Origin of the sequence: Ignavibacterium sp. (assembly GCF_025998815.1) — a bacterium.
Taxonomy (GTDB): domain Bacteria; phylum Bacteroidota; class Ignavibacteria; order Ignavibacteriales; family Ignavibacteriaceae; genus Ignavibacterium.
The window spans coordinates 1,581,239-1,600,299 of the sequence record NZ_AP026678.1; the positions used below are offsets into that span (position 1 = coordinate 1,581,239).

Genomic DNA, 19,061 nt, shown 5'->3' on the forward strand with positions numbered 1-19,061 from the left:
AGAGTAATTTGATAAATGAATTTTTCGTTTTATAAAATCTTTTTTAACCTTCTTAGTCTTTTTGAATTTCTTAAAAAAGAAAAATTATTTGGAAGAAGAAATTTTTCGCTGAAAAAATTAAAATTGCTTTCTAAAGGATTTTATAGCTTAGGACAGGTTCCTTTTGACTTTAAAAATTACAAGTATTCTGATTTTATTAGCGACCTCGAGAATATCAAACTTTCTTATTTAAACTATCCTTATGGAAGACTTCTTAGAGATAAACTTGTTTTTTCACTATTCTTTAAAAACTATTGTAATGTACCAGAAATTTATGCACTTATTAGTAAAGGGAAAATTAACCCGGTTGATAAAAATTTTATTCAGATTTCACTCGATCTGATTATAGAGTTACTTGAGAATAATACTTTAATTATGAAGCCAAGATTTGGCACAAGTGGACAAGGAATAATAAAAATTGAAAAAATAAATCACAATTTTTATAAGCTTAACCAAACTATTATTGATATCAACTACCTCAAAGATTTTATCGGTTCACTGGATGACTACATAGTTGTTAGATTTATTAAACAGGGTAATTTTGCAGAAAGATTTTTTGCGGAATCAACTAATACCATAAGAATTACAACTTTTTCTGATCCTAACTCTTTTAAGGGAAAAATTTTATATGCATTAATGAGATTTGGTACTAAAAAATCGATTCCGGTTGACAATGTCGGCTCCGGAGGCATTTATGCCACAATTGATATTGAAACAGGTAAATTAGATACCGCTATTGAATTATTTGAAAATGGGAGATTCGTCTGTCATACAGAACATCCCGAGACAAAAGTTCAAATTAAGGATGTTCAAATACCTAAGTGGCAGGAAATTAAAAACAATTTTATTCAATTATCAACTTTGATTTCACCCTACATAAAATTTGCTGGTTGGGATATAATTCTGACCAATGATAAATATTACCTTATTGAAGGGAACAATGGACCAGATTTATATATCCAAGGTCCAGATAAACCATTAGCACTTGATGACTCTTTTATTAACTTTCTGAAAACCAATGATGTAAGGAATTAATTTTATTTATTTTGTGTAATTTTAAGTGGTTCATTAGAATCATAAACTAATCCGGTTTATTAGTAAGTTATTATATATAAATTTTTTCGGCTATAATTATGACTAATCCGGCACTGGTACTAAATTGCAATAATATTATGTCATTACCAATTATCAGACTGCTCGGTAAAAATAATATTCCTGTTGATACGATATTTGGTACCAGAAAATCAAAAGCTAATTATCAGGAAATAATAAGGAAGTCTAAATATATAAGACAAACATTATTTTTTGATGAAAGTGATTATGAAAAAAATCTAATCAATCTTCTGATAAATTTCGGAGAAAATTGTAAGCTAAAACCAGTCCTTTTTTTGGCAAGCGATACTGTACTGAATATTATTTCATCGAACAGGGAGCAATTAAAAAGTCTTTACTATTTTACATTACCACCAGATATTACCATTAAACAAATTCTTAGAAAAGAGGAATTTATTGATTTAGCAAATTTCAATAATCTCCCTATCCCAAAATCAATTAAAATAAATGATATAACCAAAGCTTTTGACCAGATTAAAGATTTGGAATTTCCCGTAATTATAAAACCATCGTGGAGAACTAATGATTGGTTGGAGAAATTCAAAGAGAAAAAAGTTTTCAGAATTTATAGCAGAAATGACCTGGAGTCAGCAGTTGAACAAATAAAAGAGTTTGATACAAACTACCTCATTCAGGAAATTATTCCAGGCAGTGAAGACCAGATTTTCTGTTCATTTGCTGTTTTAGATCATAACTCAGAACCAATCGAAGTTGGATTCTGTAGAAAATTAACTCAGTTCCCCCCAAACTTTGGTAATACTTCAGTTGCAATACCCATTTATGATGAAAGATTAAAGCATTTAAGCGAAATGATATTTAAAAAATTAAAACTTGTCGGATATGCGAGTATTGAATTTAAACTTGACCCAAGAGATAATAAATTTAAAATAATCGAAATAACTCCAAATAGATTTAACCGTCAGTTCGCGGTAACATATTTGAACAAGCTGAATCTACCCTTACAGTTATACCGATTTGAATTGAATTTACCCCCACAAAAAATAGAATATAAATTTTCAAAAAACTTGTGGATGAGCGAAACTAATGAAATAAGAAGAATTAAATCATTAAATAATAATAAACTAAAAGAGCTATCTCTTTTGTTTCAAAGAATATTTAGAACCAGATTTTTTGAGATATTTGATTTTAGGGATATAAAACCTTTCTTTGCTTTGATTAAAAATCAGTTTAAGAGTATTGTAATTAAATAATGAATGATAATGCTAAAAAAAATCTTTTACATAATAAAACCCCTTATTCCAAGAAAATTGCAATTGCAATTGAGAAGAAAACTTATTTTTTCGAAGCTACCATCCTATAAAGATATTTGGCCAACATTAAAAGGTTCTGAAAAGAAACCTGAATACTTTTCTGGCTGGCCGGAAGGAAAACAATTTACTTTAGTGCTTACTCACGATGTTGAACACAAAAGAGGTTATGACCGTGTAATTAAGCTTTTGGAGATTGAAAAGAAACTCGGATTCGTTTCTTCATTTAACTTTGTGCCCGAAAGAGATTATAAAGTTGAAAAAGAAATTCTCCAAACTCTGAGAGAAAATGGTTTTGATTATGGTGTTCACGGACTTTATCACGATGGAAAATTATTTTCATCCGAATCCGAATTTCTTAGAAGAGCGACTAAAATAAATGCTTATCTTAAGGACTGGAATACAAATGGTTTCAGAGCACCTGCTATGCATCATAATCTCGATTGGATTGGAGCACTTAATATCGAATATGATATGTCAACTTTCGATACTGATCCTTTCGAACCACAACCGGATGGAGTTGGAACGATATTCCCCTTTTGGGTTGAAAATAAGAGACATCCTGAAGGTGGGTACATAGAATTGCCATATACTCTTCCACAGGATTTTACTCCGTATGTTCTGATGAAAGAAACAACCCCCAAAATCTGGATTGATAAACTTGATTGGATTGCTGAACACAACGGAATGGCATTAGTTAATGTTCATCCCGATTATATTGATTTTGAAAATTCAGGTAAAAACTTTGAAGAGTTCAATCTGAATATCTACACTGAATTTCTAGAATATGTAAAGACAAAGTACGAAGGTAAATACTGGAATCCGCTGCCAGCTGAAGTTGCTGCTTTTTGGAAAAAGTTGATTAAACCGTAACTCAAGTCTCCGGATCTGAGCTTATATTTCTTGTTCACGCAAAGTCGCAAAGAACGCAAAGAGAAAAATTAAACCACAGATTAACACAGATATTTCTACAATTGATCATCACTGATTAGATAACCCTTAATCTAATTTGAATATTATTTATAAATCCCAATAGGGATGAAATATTTGTAGATCAATTCAAGTAGCCGATAATATTAAATCCCTATAGGGATGACATTATTTCCAAGCAAAGCCGCAGGGAACGCAAAGAGAAAATTTAAACCACAGATTAACACAGATGTTCCGCTACTAATTATCACGAATTTGATAAAACTAGTCTAATTAAAACATTATTCGAAAATCCCAATAGGGATGAAATATTTATAGATCAATTCAAGTAGCCGATAATGTTAAATCCCTGAAGGGATGATATTATTTCTACACAAATATTATTCAAATCACAGATTGACACAAATTTTTCTCCGAGGTTCTCTACTTTTCTTCTCCGTGGTTCTCTGTGTAACAAATAATCCGGCTTGAGTAAAATTATTCGTAAAAAGCTTCCAAACCCGCAATAAAATTACCTCCAGGCTCGCTTATCCAGCACATGATTTGATGTATCCATTTAAAGCCTAAATAAAAAACGAAAAAAATCCAGAATCAATTTATAGCCATTTATGACTTTAAATAAAATAAATCTGTTCACTACTGAGACAAATTCTCTGAACTTCGAAGAAATTCAAAAATTCTTATAAAAGATTTATAAAAATCTTACTTTCTGTTACTTTTTTAACTATTTTTACGGCATAATGATTGAAACTAGCTTTTCATCAATAAATTTATCTTATTCATTTAATGAAAAATTTTGCAATCACGGGAGTGGGTGGATATATAGCCCCGCGACATTTACAGGCAATTAAAGATACGGGCAATCGATTGGTTGCTGCAATTGACCCAAACGATAGCGTTGGTATAATTGACCGGTATTTTCCAAATGCAAGTTTCTTTACTGAATTTGAAAGATTCGACAGACATCTCGAAAAACTAAGACGAACAAATTCACCTGAGAAGGTAGATTATATCTCTATTTGTTCACCAAACAATTTACACGATGCACACATAAGACTTGCGTTAAGAGTTGGCGCAGATGCAATCTGCGAAAAGCCACTTGTTCTAAATCCATGGAATCTTGATGCACTTGAGGAGCTCGAGCAGGAATCAGGAAAAAAGGTATTTACAATTTTACAACTAAGAGTTCATCCTTCGCTGGTAAAATTAAAATCAGAGATTGATGAAACTATAAAACATAATAACAAAATCAAGTTTAATGTAGATCTCAACTATATAACAGCCCGTGGGATATGGTATGACTATTCCTGGAAAGGTATTAAAGAAAAATCAGGGGGAGTAGCTACAAATATTGGCGTACATTTCTTTGATCTACTCATTTGGTTATTCGGTAAACCGGTTCATAGCAATGTAATTGATTCCAAACTTAGGTCGGTAAAAGGAGAACTGGAGCTTGAATATGCAAATGTAAAATGGTTTCTTTCAATCAATTTTAACGATCTGCCTGATGAAATAAAAAAGATTAATGATAACAATCCTGATAAGCAGGTTACAACTTATCGCTCAATAAAAATAGACAATAAAGAAATTGAATTCACAGAAGGTTTTACTAATTTACACACTGTCGTTTATCAGGAAACCTTAGCTGGACGAGGTTTTGGGATTATTGATGCAAGACCTGCAATCGAACTTGTTTACAAAATAAGAAATGAAATTAATTTTTAAATATTACAAAGTTTGTTAGTCTTTGTTATGGAAAAAGCACATTAATAAAATCATATTAATTCGAAATAAAAACCAGAGAAAAAAAGTTAAATGGAATCAACCAATAAAAATTATTATATCAACCAATATGCTGTTGTAGATGAAAATGTAGAAATTGGTGAGGGCACAAAAATCTGGCATTTTTCACATGTTCAGAGTGGAGCAAAAATTGGTAAATACTGTGTACTTGGACAGAACGTAAATGTCGGGAATAATGTTGTAATTGGAAACTACTGTAAGATTCAGAACAATGTCTCTGTTTACGAAGGCGTTACCCTTGAGGATTATGTATTCTGCGGACCCTCAATTGTATTTACAAATGTTCGCGACCCCAGAAGTAAATATCCTCAGGTTGGTTCTAAATTTTATATCAATACACTTGTAAAAGAAGGAGCTTCACTAGGAGCTAATTGCACGATCGTTTGCGGTATTACAATTGGTAGATACGCTTTCATTGGTGCAGGTGCAGTTGTAACAAAAGATGTTCCGGACTTTGCTCTCGTAGTTGGCAATCCCGCAAAATTAATTGGATGGGTTAGTGAAGCCGGGAAAAAACTTCACTTTGACAAAGACGGCATTGCATTTTGTGAAAAAAGTAATAAAAAATATAAACTTGAAAATAACAGAGTAATTGAAGTAGAATGAACAGTGACAAATTAAATTCTGAAGTACCTAAAAGAGTCTTGATGATTGCGCAATCATTTTATGATTATGATGCAAGAATTTTAAGACAGGTAGAAACCCTAAAAAAAAATAATATAAAAGTCGAAATAATTTGCCTGAATTATGAGAATAAACCAGCACACGAAAAAGTTAACGGGGTATTGGTTCATAGAATTATGAATAAATTTGATCAGAATAAAATACTGTCCTACATTTTTAACTCAGTAATTTTCCTTATTAAAGCTCTATTATTAAGCCGTCAGTTAAATAAAAGGAATAAGTTTGATATAGTCCAAATTCATAATATGCCTGATTATTTGGTTTTTTCTGCTCTTTATTTAAAACTTAAAGGGGTCTACATTATACTGGATATTCACGACCTTACAATCGAACTATTTAGAGAAAAATGGGGTGAAATTAAATTTAAATTACTAAAACCTCTTTTACTAATTGGAGAAAGATTAAGTGTCCTTTTTGCCGATGAATTGATAACAGTTTCGAATGAATGTAAACAAGTCTTAGAAAAAAGAAACCCTGGTAAAAATATTAGCGTAATAATGAATACCCCTGATTTAAATTATTTCCCATTTAATAATAAAAATTATTCCGAACCTAATGATAAAATTAATTTAATTTACCATGGGACAATCGCCGAAAGATATGGGATTCATAATTTGATCTATACAATAAATGAATTAGTAAAAATTAATAAGAATGTTTACTTAACGATTATTGGAAATATACATACCGAATATGGCTCTAAGTTAAAGACATTAGTTGAAAAACTCGGCTTAAATCATAATATTATTTTTGAAAACTCTATTCCCTATCGATATGTATCCGAAAGATTAAAACTCGCTGATTTTGGATTAGTTTTACCAGAAGTGTCTGATTATACGCATTATGGAATACCAACCAAAGTGTTTGAATATGCAGCTATTGGACTTCCGCAGATAGTTTCAAAGCTATCATCCATACAATCTGTATTTCGAAATGAAAGTATCTGCTTAGTTAATCCTCACGATTATGATTTTATATCCAAAAAAATTATTGAGATTTACTTAAACACTGAGTTTAGAAAAAGGATGGCACAATGTGCATTTGAAGATTTACAAAAAGTTTCTTTTGAAATAATGCAACAAAAATATTTAAATATTTATGAATCTATTTTCGACAAAAATTCAATGAGAAAGAAATTTGTGGAGCAAGGAGAAACATATGTTCAATAGGATTTTAATTCTTGCACCCCATACTGATGATGGCGAGTTGGGGTGTGGTGGTACAATAGCAAAATTTGTTGATGAAGGTAAAGAAGTACATTGTGTTGCATTTTCAATTGCTGAAGATTCCGTCCCTGCTGGGTTCCCAAAAGATGCTTTGCTAACTGAGTTTTCTAACGCTATGAAAACGCTTGGGCTTAAAGAACAAAATATTCGAACCTTCCGTTATCGAGTTAGACATTTCACATCATTCAGACAGGACATTTTGGAGGATATTGTTAAACTCAGAAATGAAATAAATCCTGACCTGGTATTTGTTCCAAGTCCTAATGATATTCATCAGGATCATCAGGTGATAACTGCAGAAGGTTTAAGGGCATTCAAAAAAATTTCTATTCTTGGCTATGAATTACCTTGGAATAATATCATTTTTGAAACACGGAGTTTTGTAAAGCTTAATAAGACACACATCGCAAAAAAAATAGCTGCATTACAATGTTACAAAACCCAACAGCACCGAAGTTACTTAAACGAACAATTTATTTGGGGGTTAGCTAAAACTCGCGGTACTCAATTCGAAAGTGATTATGCTGAATCATTTGAAATTTTAAGGATTCTTATCTAAATGGAAAAAATTTTCATTAAACAATTGACTAAAGAAATATTAGAAAAAAATATTAACCGGTTTATTGATATTCTTAGCGATATTCCGGATGAATATTGGAAATCAGAGCACTTTTTGTTAGAGTTACCATCTAAATGGAGTTTTAGTTTATATGCAACGAATAATCTCGAGCAAATAATAGGTTATATTATTGCATCTTACAAGGATTTTTATAATTCAATTCATATAAACAAATTTATGATTGATAAAAGATTCAGAGGACAAAATATAGGAACATTAATGTTAGAACATTTTGAAAATAAATGTAAAACAGAGAAAAAAAATCTAATTACATTAAAGGTAAAAAAAAGTAATTATTCAGCAATATGTTTTTATTTGAAGCACAACTTCAAAATTCATTCAGAACACTCAGATTATTTATTGATGAAAAAAGATTTAGGTTAAAGTATGATTGTCGCTATTCATCAACCGAATTATCTTCCTTGGTTAGGATTTTTTCATAAAATGGCTAATAGTGATGTTTTTGTTCTTTTAGATAACGTAAAGCACTCTAAGAGTTCATTTACACATAGAAACAAAATTAAAGTAAATAACAAAGAATTCTTACTCTCTGTACCGCTCAAAAACAAAGAGAGTTTAATAAATGAATTAATTTTGGCTGACCCTGTGAATAATTTACAAAAGCACTGGCGACTAATTCAGAATGGTTATAGTAAGTCTTACTACTGGAACACCTATTTTGAGGAATTAAAATTAATTTATAATGGGAATTGGGATAGACTTATGGACTTAAATATTGCCTTAATAAATTTTATTAAAAACCAATTAGGAATAAAAACCAAAATAGTTTTAGCATCGGAATTAAAAGATATATCAGGAGAAGGTAGTGATAGAAATTTATCTATTTGTAAAACCCTGGGAGCGGATGTTTATCTCTCTGGAAACGGTGCCAAATCATATAATGATGATCAATCATTTTATGATGCGGGAATAGAAATCAGATATAACAACTTTAATCATCCTATGTATCCACAAATTGGGGATTCATTTATACCCAACTTAGCAGCAATAGACCTTTTGTATAATTGCGGCCCTAGTAGCAGAAGTATATTGCTTAATGGTTAAATAAATGATTGGGAAAAAAGTTTACATAAGCTGGACAGATTTTAATTGGCATGCTTATTTACAGGCAAAAACGTTTAATTCTGAAATTAAATTTATTAGTTCATTTAAAAAAATAAAGACTGATAGAAATAAATTATTAAAATTCTTAGTATATATTAAAAAGTCGTATAAAAGCCTCTATATTATCTTCAAAGTCAAACCTTTACTTTTGTTTACAGAAGACCCTCCTCCAATTTCTAGTATCATCGCAATAATTTTCAGACCATTATTAAAGTATAAATTTGTTATAGATGCTCATAATGGTGCATTTGAAAATCCTATGATTAGCATACCTGGTCATAAACTAGCTATGAAAAAAGCCGATGCAATATTAGTTCACAATAATCCTTTAAAGTATTTAGTGGAAAATGACAAGCGATTCAAAGATTGTAAATTTTTTACACTTAACGACCCAATACCCGAAATTCCTTATTATAAATCTGATGATAATAAAAACTATTTATTGGCTGTTACAACATTTCATGGTGATGAACCGATTGAAATTGTGCTGGAAGGTATAATGGAATTTCTTAAGCAAAACCCTAATACTGAAATTGAATTCCGTGTTACTGGAAATTACAATAAAAAAATCCGCCTGTTTGAACAATTTAAACATCCTAAAATAATTTTTCTCGGTTTTGTTGATCAGAAAGTTTATCATCAGCAGCTTGTAAATTCACTTGGTGTTATATCCTATTCAGTGAGGGAAAGAGTTCAGCAATTCGCACTTATGGAAGCTTTAGGTGCTGGTGTTCCATTTATTTCTAATAAAAATCTTACTAATCTGGAGTTATTTGATAATAAAATGGTTCTTACAGAAATTACTCCTGATGCAATAGCCGAAGGAATTCAAAAATTTTTGCTTTCCAGAGAAGCACTGTTAAGTAATATAAATTCACTCAAGTACAATTTGTCTGCAAAAAGAGCTGAAGACCTTGCTAAAATAAAAAAACATCTCGGTATTTTAGATTAGTCAAATGGCATCAAACTATCCACTTGTTTCAATTTGCATCCCGGCTTTTAACGCCGGAAGATGGATTAGTCATACAATTGAATCTGCTATTAATCAGACCTGGCAGAACAAAGAAATCATTATTGTGGATGATGGATCAACTGACAATACCTGGAATATAATTCAGAGCTTTGTTGATAAATACCCTAATATTATTAAATCATTCGTTCAGCAGAACAGAGGGGCTTGTGCTGCCCGAAATTTCGCACTAGAAAAATCTAATGGACAATATATTCAATGGTTGGATGCAGATGATATTCTTCATCCTCAAAAGATTGAAAATCAGATGAAGTATGCAATTGAGTTGGTTAATCCGAATGTTCTGTTTTGTGGGTCTTATGGGATATTCAGAAAAAACCCTGATAAATCTATCATTATTCAGGACGAACTTTCAAGAGATTTAAAACCCATAGAGTGGATGATAACCTTTCTTGGTAAAGTACTAATGACTCAACCGGGAATCTGGCTTATTCACAGGCAGTTAGCTGAAAAAGCCGGCCCCTGGGATGAATCATTGATCAGAAATCAGGACGGTGAATATATATTTCGTCTCGTTTCAAAATCTGGTTTTGTTAAATTTACCCCTGACTCTAAATTGTATTATAGAAAAGCTGCTAGTAATAGTATTAGTTCAAATTATTCAGCAGAAGCTATAAACTCCTTATTTAATTCAATCAATAAGTGTATAAAAATTATTTCAGAAACTGAGAAAAGCCCCCGAACAGACAGAGCCATTAGATATGTGTTAAATATTTTTATATCTAAATATTTTTATACACAATCAGAATCTGTTGAAAAAGCAATAAATTTACTGAAATATTATGGAGGGGATTTTAAAGGACCACAAGAATCGGCATTATTTAGTATAATAAAAATATTTATTGGTACTAAAAACGCATTAAAGTTAAAATCACTGTGGGGTACTTTTAAATATAGGACACAACTAAAATGACTATATCGGATTTTTCAAAAAATAAAGTAATTACACTTATCTCTGTCTGTATTGCAACCTTCAAAAGACAACTTTTACTTGAGCAGTTACTGGAAAGTTTATCTAAACTTTTAATACCAGAAAATACTGAAATTGAAATTATTATTGTTGATAATGATAAAGATCGCTCGGCTGAAAATGTAGTTCAGAAATTTAAAACTCTTACAAATTTTCAAGTTAGTTATTTTGTTCAACCCATAAAAAATATTAGTATAACAAGAAATAAAGCACTTGAAAATGCAAAGGGCAATTTGATTGCTTTTATTGATGACGACGAAACCGCCGATGAAAAATGGCTCTATAACCTTTATAATTGCCTTAAAAATTATAATTCAGATGGTGTTTTTGGATTGGTGGTTCCGAGATTTGAAGAAGGTATAAACGACAAATTTAAGAAAAGAGAATACTTTTTCAGTAATATGGGTGTTACCGGAACAGAAGCAAAATATATGTTTGCTGGAAGTGTTCTATTTAAATCAGAATTAGTTAAAAAGAACAAAATCTTTTTTGATCCGGAATATGGTATTACAGGAGGCGAAGACTCAGATTTCTTTAACCGGTTAAAGCAGCATGGGGCAAGATTTATCAATTGCCGGGAAGCAATTTCTTATGAATTCATTAGCAAAGAAAGAACTACGAGAAAATTTTTTTATAACAGATTTATAAGAGGCGGACAAACTTATGCAAGAAATTTCATTAAACATAAAGGTGAATTTTTCATTGGCATTCTGATACCAAAAGCATTCGCGAAGATTCTTATAGGAACAGCATTACTTCTCCCAGGGTTTTTTCATACAAAATTCGGAATTAAATCTTTAAGTTTATTAGGCAGTGGTATAGGGGAAATCAGAGGTTCTTTGGGATTTTACAAGAATATTCATTGAATAAAGAAGGATAATCATGGATTTAAAGCAACTTATCAGAAACTTCATAATATTTTGGGGACCTGCACTTGAAATTCTTTTGTTTCCGTTTACCATAATTAGTTCTTTATGGATGAGGTACATAAGAGAATGTGGAACTGAAAGAATGCCTGTTAGTAAATTTTTATTCAATACTATAGGGGTTTTCCCAATAAAAGATCATTACTATGAGCCACACTTCAATTCAAAAAAAATTATTGGTTCATTGCATAACAGGGCTTTGCCGGGAATCGACTTAAATACCGATGAGCAGATTAAACTGCTATCTGATTTTAATTACTCTGACGAACTCAGCTTATTCCCTTTTGAGAAAAGATCTGACAACGAATTTTATTTTAATAATCCAAGGTTTACTGTAGGAGATGCAGAGATTCTTTATAGTCTCATCAGATACTTTAAACCAAAACGGGTTATAGAAATCGGTAGTGGCATGTCAACTCTGATAGCATCAGCAGCAATTGAGAAAAATAGTTATGAAAATTCAAAATATTTGTGTGAACATATCTGTATAGAACCCTACCCCAGGAGATGGTTACGAAATAAAAAAAATATTAACCTAATAGAAAAAAATCTGGAAACAGTAGATAAAAGCATTTTCGAAAATCTGGAAGAGAATGACATATTGTTTATTGATTCAACTCATATGATAAAACCTCAGGGGGATGTGCTTACTGAGTATCTTGAGATTTTACCTGTCATTGCTAAAAATGTAATTATTCACATACACGACATTTTTACTCCTAAAAATTATCCCGATGATTGGATACTTAAATCCGTTTCATTCTGGAATGAACAATATATGGTTGAGGCGATTCTATCTCATTCCGACAGATTTAAAATAATTCTGGCTTTGAATCATCTCTATCACATAAATAAAGAATTACTGGAAAGCCGGTGCCCTGCACTGAAAAACAACTTTACTAAAGAACCCCGGTCACTCTGGTTGAGAAAAATAAAGTAGAATTTTGCGATGTCTGTCAGAAATATTTTATATAACTTACTTGAATACAAAACTATTGCTTTATTCAATTTCGCAGTTTTAGTTTTCGTATCCTTTTTTGGAACATCACCCCCTTTTCGGTATGAACGCTCAGAATTCGGTTCCACTAACCCTGTTAATCAGATAGTTTACACCTCACTTTTTTTGTCTTCTCTCATTATTGTAATAATGAAAAGAGAAGCTGTATTCGAATTTGTCAGGAAAGAGAGGTATCTTACAATTTTCATTTTATATTGTGTTTTAAGTGCAATATGGGCAGACTATCCGGCGATTTCTTTCCGTAGATCGTTCCAGCTTTTCACAGTTTTTCAGGTAGTACTTACATCACTTATCCTTATTAAATTCGAAAAACAATTGAATGTAATAAAAGTAATAATTACTCTTTACACAATAATATCGGCAATTTCAATTGCTGTTGTGCCTGAAGCTATTGACCCTGTTTTTAATTCTCCCAGGGGTTTAACTCTTCAGAAAAATTCCTTCGGACAAATTTTTGTCCTGATTTTTTTACTCTACCTCATACTTAATCAGTTCAGTAAAGACTCCCTGAATAAAGTTATTACTATGGGTGGACTTATAGTTTCGGCTATGTTTATTATTACTTCTTTAAGCACAACTGCATTGGTTACTTTGCTTTACATTTTAGCTTTACTCTTAATTTTCAAAGTTGATATATTTTTTAAAGATATTCGGATAGGAAGGGCATTTTCCGGGATTCTTCTTTTTTTTCTTATTGTTTTTGCAATATTGTTTTCTTTCAATTCGGATTTTCTGGAGATTGTGGTATCTCAATACTTCGGCAAAGATCTCACATTTACCGGCAGAACAGAAAAATGGGAAGGTATGCTTTATCATATCTCAAACCATTTCTGGTTTGGATGTGGTTATGATTCATTCTGGGATGTGCCTGGTAACCTTAATGCTTTTTTTGAAATAGGAAACACAGCACATAACGGGTTCATTGAAATATTTAATGAACTGGGTTTTGTGGGTTTTAGTTCGATGGCCGCTGTTTTTGTTGCACACTTTTACAGGGCGGTCAAATCTAATACAGTGTTCAACATTGTTGCACTGATTGCAATTTTATTATTAAACTTTACTGAAAGTGCTTTGTTCAGAGGCAGAGGCGGTTTATCTTTTGTGTTGATTTGGATTTTATTATTCAACTCCCTTGAATATTTCATATATAAAAATAAATTTATAATTAAACAATAATTTGTCAAAAAATCTCAAGAGTTTTGATGGAAAATCAAAAAAAATATTTAATCATCATTTTCATTCTTGCATTATCATTAAGAATTTTATTTTTTCTATTTCAAAGATCCTGGGATAGTTCTGTAAGTGAGGATAAAATTATTCCGATGGGAACCGATCAGCGGGGCTATAATCAACTCGCATTAAACTTTATTGAACATGGTAAGTTATCCTTTAAGCCAGATTTACCACCTGTGGTTTTAAGAACCCCTTTTTATCCTTTGTTTATCAGTACAATATATTACACCTTTGGTGAAAAACCTTGGTTTGTTTTACTTTTTCAAAATGTAATTGATTCATTAACTGCAATTTTAATATTCTTCACAATAACTATTCTTTTTAATAATAAGACTGGATTCCCTGCTGCTTTGCTTTATGCTATCGAACCTCATATGATTTTAAATTCTAATACACTTTACAGCGATACATTATTTGTATTTTTGCTTTCCTTATTTTTCTACTTTTTTATTAAATCAATTATTACCGCTGAAAAAAATGATCTGACTTTTGGTATATCAGCAACTTTTCTCGGCCTATCAGTTTTAGTTAAACCGGCAGGCACTTATATGTTCATTCTGGTTATATTGATATTGTTCTATTTGTATAGGAAAAATCTCCGGGTTGCTATAAAAAAAATCATTCTTCTTTACTCTTATTTATTTGATGACACTAAGCCCCTGGTTAATAAGAAACTATATTCACTATGGCGAATTTTTTCTTTCAAATTCAGGGGAATATAATCTGTTAGCAATAAACATTACTCCAATGGAAATATCCAAAAGAAACAAACCGCAACATGTTGTCGAAAGAGAGCTTCGAAATGAAGCTGATAGTCTGATGCTTTCAGAAGGTGTAAAACCACATTGGAATAAAACCCCGCAGGACTATTGGGAAAGTTTACATCTTCAACAGGATTACAATAAAACCAGATACTGGAAAAAAGTAGCTCTTAAATATATAATGAATGACCCTGTTAACTTCGTTAAATATTACGGACTTGGCATAGCCCATACATTGTTTAATTTAGCCACTTCAGACTTTTCGGTGAATTTAGGCATAAGCAAAGGTGAATATATCAATTTAAAAGCTGAGCCAAATCTTTTAAATGCTTTAAAGAAATTTATCTCCGGAAAAAGTACAGGAGAATTATTAATTGGTTCTTTCGTAATATTATATCTTTTATTTGTATATATTTCTTTTATCATTGGTTTTGTAAAATTGGCAAAATCAGAGAAAAAATCTTTTCTTTTTATAGCAGTTTTATTTGCATTCTATTTTCTTCTGATAGCCGGTGCAGGTGGTTTGGCAAGATTTAAAATGCCGGCCGTTCCTTTTTATATTGGCATAAGCGCATATGGTTTTAATGTTATAATGAATTATCTGATGAGGAAAATTAATAAATCCCCAAACCCGGCTAAATAAATGAAACTTAAAGAACAAACTGTATCCGGAATCATCTGGAGTTTTATAGACAATTCCTTAACTCAAATAATAACTTTTATAGTTGGAATAATTCTGGCGAGATTATTAAGCCCTGCAGAGTTTGGACTTGTGGGAATGGTCGGAATTTTCATTGTAATCAGTCAGTCATTTGTTGACAGCGGCTTCAGCAATGCACTTATCAGAAAAAAAGATTGTACAACCAATGACTATAGCACAATTTTTTATTTTAATCTTGCAGTCTCATTTTTTTTCTACTCTGTGCTTTTTGCTTCTTCCGGACTGATTTCAGATTTTTTTAATGAACCAAAACTGATTGATATAACCAGAGTTGTAAGTTTAAGTATTCTTATTAATGCCTTCGGACTCGTTCAGCAAACTCAGCTAACAAAAAATATTCAGATAAAAATTCAGACTAAAATTTCTATCGTCGCAAATATAAGTTCTGGTATAATTGCGGTGACCATGGCATACTTTGGATTTAGTGTCTGGAGTCTTGTATTCAGAAATCTTTCAAATGTATTTGTAAGGAATTTGCTATTGTGGTATTTCAGTAAGTGGCGTCCTTCTTTGGTTTTTTCATTTAGTTCTCTAAAAGAAATGTTTTCTTTTGGGTCCAAACTTTTGTTCTCCGGGCTATTAGATAAAATTTTCGAAAATATTTATTATTTTATTGTAGGTAAGTTTTTCTCCGCAGAGCAACTTGGTTATTATTCCAGGGCTGATACTTTTGCACGGCTGCCTTCCTCTAACATTAATGGAGTTGTTCAGAGAATCAGTTATCCTGTTCTTGTAAAAATCCAGGATGATGATGCGGCTCTTAAAAGAGCTCTTAAGAAACTTATTAAAACTACAATGTTTATTACTTTTTTCTTAATGATTATCATGGCAGCTTCAGCAGAGTCACTTATTATAACACTAATAGGTAAAAAATGGATTCCATCAGTTGAATATCTTCAATTATTATGCTTTTCTCTGATGCTTTTCCCTCTTCATTCGCTTAACTTAAATATGCTTAATGTTAAAGGAAGATCGGATTTATTTCTTAAACTTGAAATTATTAAAAAAATAATTGCAATTCCCTGTTGTTCTTACCGGAATATTTCTGGGAATTAAAGCTATGATTTATGCAATGATTCTTAAGTTCCCAATCATGGCATATTATCTTAATAGCTATTACACCGCGTTTCTTAATCGATTATAATTTCAAAGGAGCAGGTTCGTGATTTACTACCTTCATTTATTTTAACTTCTATTATTGGTACATTGGTTTTTATCTATAGGACAAATTCTTCAATTTAAATTCTTTAATTTTATTGATTATTCAAAGTATTGCTGGCTTAATCTTTGTCGTTGCAATATCTGAAATGATCAAACTTGAACCATATCTCGAAATTAAAAACATAATTTTCGAAAAATTTCTTAAAATCAGGAATAACAAATGACTTATGATTATCCTATTTATGTAACACGCCCTAATCTTCCACCTTTGGAAAAATTGCAGCCGTATCTTGAGGAAATCTGGAAGAATAAATTCTGACTAACAATGGACCTTTTCATCAAAAGTTTGAGAAAGAATTAGCTAAGTATCTGGGAGTTGAGCATATTAATCTATTTGCAAATGCTACACTTGCCCTGGTAGTTGGATTACAGGCACTCAGAATAACAGGAGAAGTTATAACAACACCTTTTAGTTTTGTTGCAACTACTCACGCATTATGGTGGAATGGCATTACCCCTGTCTTTTGTTGATATTGAAGCCAAATCACTTTAACATTGACCCTAAATAAAATTGAAGCTGCTTATAACTCCTAAAACAACCGCTATTTTGCCTGTGCATGTTTATGGGCATCCCTTGCGATGTACAGAGGTAAGATCCAGGATATTGCTGATACATACGGATTAAAAGTTATTTATGATGCTTGCTCATGCTTTTGGTAGTCAAAATGAAATAGTAACAGTCTTCTGCTGAATTTTGGTGATATGTCTGTGCTGAGTTTCCATGGTACAAAAGTTGTTTACTACTTTTGAAGGTGGCGCTATTGTTTGTCAAACGATGAGAAAACTGAAAAAGCGTATTGATTATCTTAAAAATTTTGGTTTTGCAGGTGAATCTACTGTTGTTGCTCCCGGAATAAATGCTAAGATGAATGAGTTTCAGGCAGCGTTGGGACTGCTTCAACTTAAATATGCAGATCAAGTTCGACTCAAAAGAAAAGAAGTTGCTGATTATTACAGAATTCATCTTAAAGATGTAAAAGGTATTAGATTTCTTGAGGATATAGAAGGTGTTACACACAGCTACTCATACTTTCCAATATTAATCGATAGTGAGTATTACGGAATGACGAGAGACGAATTATACCAGAAATTGAAAGATAATAATATCTTTACTCGAAGATACTTCTATCCTTTAATAAGTAATTTCTCAAGCTATAGTTCATTACCTTCGGCAAGTTTTGAAAATCTTCCCTTAGCTAATAAAATCTCTGAAAAGATTCTCTGTCTTCCAATATACCCGGAATTAAATAAGACTGCCTTAAGTGAAATTATTAAAATAATAATAAACTAACTTCTAATGAGTATATTCACAAAAATTAAAAACCGATTGTTGTTTTGTTTAATACCGCATGGAAAATGGATTTGGGAATTTTTTAACAATCTAAAAAAGTTTGAGGGGAAAAAAAGTGTTGAAAAAATAATTTTTTCATTTAATAAAGGATTTTACATTGATTCCATTGAGCTTTGTAAAATTAATAGAAAAAATTACAGTAATTTTCTTAGTGACAAAATCTACAATAAAATTCATCCTATAAATGGGGTTTATTCATCGATAATCGATAATAAGTTGTATCTTCCTTTTTTATTTAAAGACTATCCTGAAATCATCCCTAAATATTTTTATTTTTTGAGTAATGGAAGAAAAATCATACTCTCCAAAGATTTAAGTAAAGACACGGGTTTTTTAGATTTATTAAAACAGCAAAATAAATTAGTTCTTAAACATTGTTATTCTTCTTTAGGCGAAGGATTCTACCTTTTAGAATACAATAGTTCCAGATATTATGTCAATAAGAAAGAAATCTCCATAGAAGAATTAGAAAAATTAATTCAATCTTTAAATGATTATATTTGTACCGAATACATTAAGCAACATAAATATGCGAATGAAATTTATTCTAAAAGTTCTAATACAGTGAGATTATTACTTTTATGGAACTCTGAAGTAAATAGTTTTATCATTGCTAATTCCTTTCACCGATTTGGCATGCAGAATAAATTAGTTGATAACATTGGCAATGGCGGAGGTATATTATATTACATTGATACGGTTTCCGGTAAACTTAGAGGCCATGGATTATTAAAATATTATAACAAACCAATAGATCTTCACAATAATTTCTATCATCCCGAGACAGAAACAAGAGTTGAAGGTATTCAGATACCAAATTGGAATAATATAATAGAAAAAATTATAAGTGTAATGAACAATTTATCATTTCTAAAGTATGTTGGTATTGATATAATTATAACTGATAATGGATTTAAGATAATTGAACTCAATTCACATCCTACACTAGCACCTTTACAAGTTGAGAAGGGAATTTGGGAAAGTGAACCCCTGAAAAAATTCTTTTCTGAAATAATAAAATAA

Annotated in this window: 18 protein-coding genes and 1 pseudogene; all 19 read left to right on the plus strand. The window is 31.1% G+C overall.

What is annotated here, in order from left to right; translation table 11 throughout:
- Positions 1 to 15 precede the first annotated feature (15 nt).
- The 19 genes and pseudogenes from Q0X14_RS06835 (at position 16) to Q0X14_RS06925 (ending at position 19,061) form a co-directional block, all read left to right on the plus strand.
- Positions 16 to 1,074, plus strand: coding sequence for a sugar-transfer associated ATP-grasp domain-containing protein (locus tag Q0X14_RS06835; RefSeq protein ID WP_297844278.1), 1,059 nt, complete (start codon positions 16 to 18; stop codon positions 1,072 to 1,074).
- A 137-nt stretch (positions 1,075 to 1,211) separates the two neighbouring features.
- Positions 1,212 to 2,363, plus strand: coding sequence for a hypothetical protein (locus Q0X14_RS06840; protein WP_297844280.1), 1,152 nt, complete (start codon positions 1,212 to 1,214; stop codon positions 2,361 to 2,363).
- Between the two features lie 69 nt (positions 2,364 to 2,432).
- The gene (locus tag Q0X14_RS06845) at positions 2,433 to 3,293 is read left to right on the plus strand and encodes a hypothetical protein (protein WP_297844282.1); all 861 of its coding nucleotides are present in this window, start codon (positions 2,433 to 2,435) and stop codon (positions 3,291 to 3,293) included.
- Positions 3,294 to 4,136: 843 nt separating this feature from the next.
- Complete coding sequence (locus Q0X14_RS06850) at positions 4,137 to 5,075, plus strand: Gfo/Idh/MocA family oxidoreductase (protein ID WP_297844285.1); 939 nt, start codon at positions 4,137 to 4,139, stop codon at positions 5,073 to 5,075.
- Positions 5,076 to 5,165: 90 nt separating this feature from the next.
- Positions 5,166 to 5,759, plus strand: a complete 594-nt coding sequence (locus Q0X14_RS06855; RefSeq protein ID WP_297844287.1) for an acyltransferase — start codon at positions 5,166 to 5,168, stop codon at positions 5,757 to 5,759.
- Positions 5,756 to 7,006 carry a glycosyltransferase gene (locus Q0X14_RS06860; protein WP_297844290.1) on the plus strand — a complete coding sequence of 417 codons (1,251 nt, stop codon included), beginning with the start codon at positions 5,756 to 5,758 and terminating at the stop codon, positions 7,004 to 7,006. Before Q0X14_RS06855 ends, Q0X14_RS06860 begins: the two co-directional genes overlap by 4 nt.
- Positions 6,996 to 7,622 (plus strand): PIG-L deacetylase family protein, encoded by a 627-nt coding sequence (locus Q0X14_RS06865; RefSeq protein WP_297844292.1) that lies wholly within the window; start codon positions 6,996 to 6,998, stop codon positions 7,620 to 7,622. Before Q0X14_RS06860 ends, Q0X14_RS06865 begins: the two co-directional genes overlap by 11 nt.
- Positions 7,623 to 8,066 (plus strand): GNAT family N-acetyltransferase, encoded by a 444-nt coding sequence (locus Q0X14_RS06870; protein ID WP_297844295.1) that lies wholly within the window; start codon positions 7,623 to 7,625, stop codon positions 8,064 to 8,066.
- Between the two features lie 3 nt (positions 8,067 to 8,069).
- Positions 8,070 to 8,747, plus strand: coding sequence for a WbqC family protein (locus Q0X14_RS06875; protein ID WP_297844297.1), 678 nt, complete (start codon positions 8,070 to 8,072; stop codon positions 8,745 to 8,747).
- 4 nt (positions 8,748 to 8,751) lie between these two features.
- The gene (locus Q0X14_RS06880) at positions 8,752 to 9,759 is read left to right on the plus strand and encodes a glycosyltransferase (RefSeq protein WP_297844299.1); all 1,008 of its coding nucleotides are present in this window, start codon (positions 8,752 to 8,754) and stop codon (positions 9,757 to 9,759) included.
- A gap of 4 nt (positions 9,760 to 9,763) precedes the next feature.
- On the plus strand, positions 9,764 to 10,750 hold the full coding sequence (locus Q0X14_RS06885; RefSeq protein WP_297844303.1) for a glycosyltransferase family 2 protein: 987 nt from the start codon (positions 9,764 to 9,766) through the stop codon (positions 10,748 to 10,750).
- On the plus strand, positions 10,747 to 11,673 hold the full coding sequence (locus Q0X14_RS06890) for a glycosyltransferase (RefSeq protein WP_297844305.1): 927 nt from the start codon (positions 10,747 to 10,749) through the stop codon (positions 11,671 to 11,673). Before Q0X14_RS06885 ends, Q0X14_RS06890 begins: the two co-directional genes overlap by 4 nt.
- A 16-nt stretch (positions 11,674 to 11,689) precedes the next feature.
- Entirely contained in the window at positions 11,690 to 12,673 is a 984-nt protein-coding gene (locus tag Q0X14_RS06895) for a class I SAM-dependent methyltransferase (protein ID WP_297844308.1), read from the plus strand.
- Positions 12,674 to 12,682: 9 nt separating this feature from the next.
- On the plus strand, positions 12,683 to 13,927 hold the full coding sequence (locus Q0X14_RS06900) for an O-antigen ligase family protein (RefSeq protein ID WP_297844310.1): 1,245 nt from the start codon (positions 12,683 to 12,685) through the stop codon (positions 13,925 to 13,927).
- Between the two features lie 26 nt (positions 13,928 to 13,953).
- Entirely contained in the window at positions 13,954 to 14,706 is a 753-nt protein-coding gene (locus Q0X14_RS06905; protein WP_297844313.1) for a glycosyltransferase family 39 protein, read from the plus strand.
- Positions 14,707 to 14,731: 25 nt separating this feature from the next.
- Complete coding sequence (locus Q0X14_RS06910; protein WP_297844315.1) at positions 14,732 to 15,388, plus strand: hypothetical protein; 657 nt, start codon at positions 14,732 to 14,734, stop codon at positions 15,386 to 15,388.
- Positions 15,389 to 16,522, plus strand: a complete 1,134-nt coding sequence (locus Q0X14_RS06915) for a lipopolysaccharide biosynthesis protein (protein ID WP_297844317.1) — start codon at positions 15,389 to 15,391, stop codon at positions 16,520 to 16,522.
- A 325-nt stretch (positions 16,523 to 16,847) separates the two neighbouring features.
- A pseudogene (locus tag Q0X14_RS15605) lies at positions 16,848 to 17,978 on the plus strand (DegT/DnrJ/EryC1/StrS family aminotransferase).
- A gap of 6 nt (positions 17,979 to 17,984) precedes the next feature.
- Entirely contained in the window at positions 17,985 to 19,061 is a 1,077-nt protein-coding gene (locus Q0X14_RS06925) for a sugar-transfer associated ATP-grasp domain-containing protein (protein WP_297844321.1), read from the plus strand.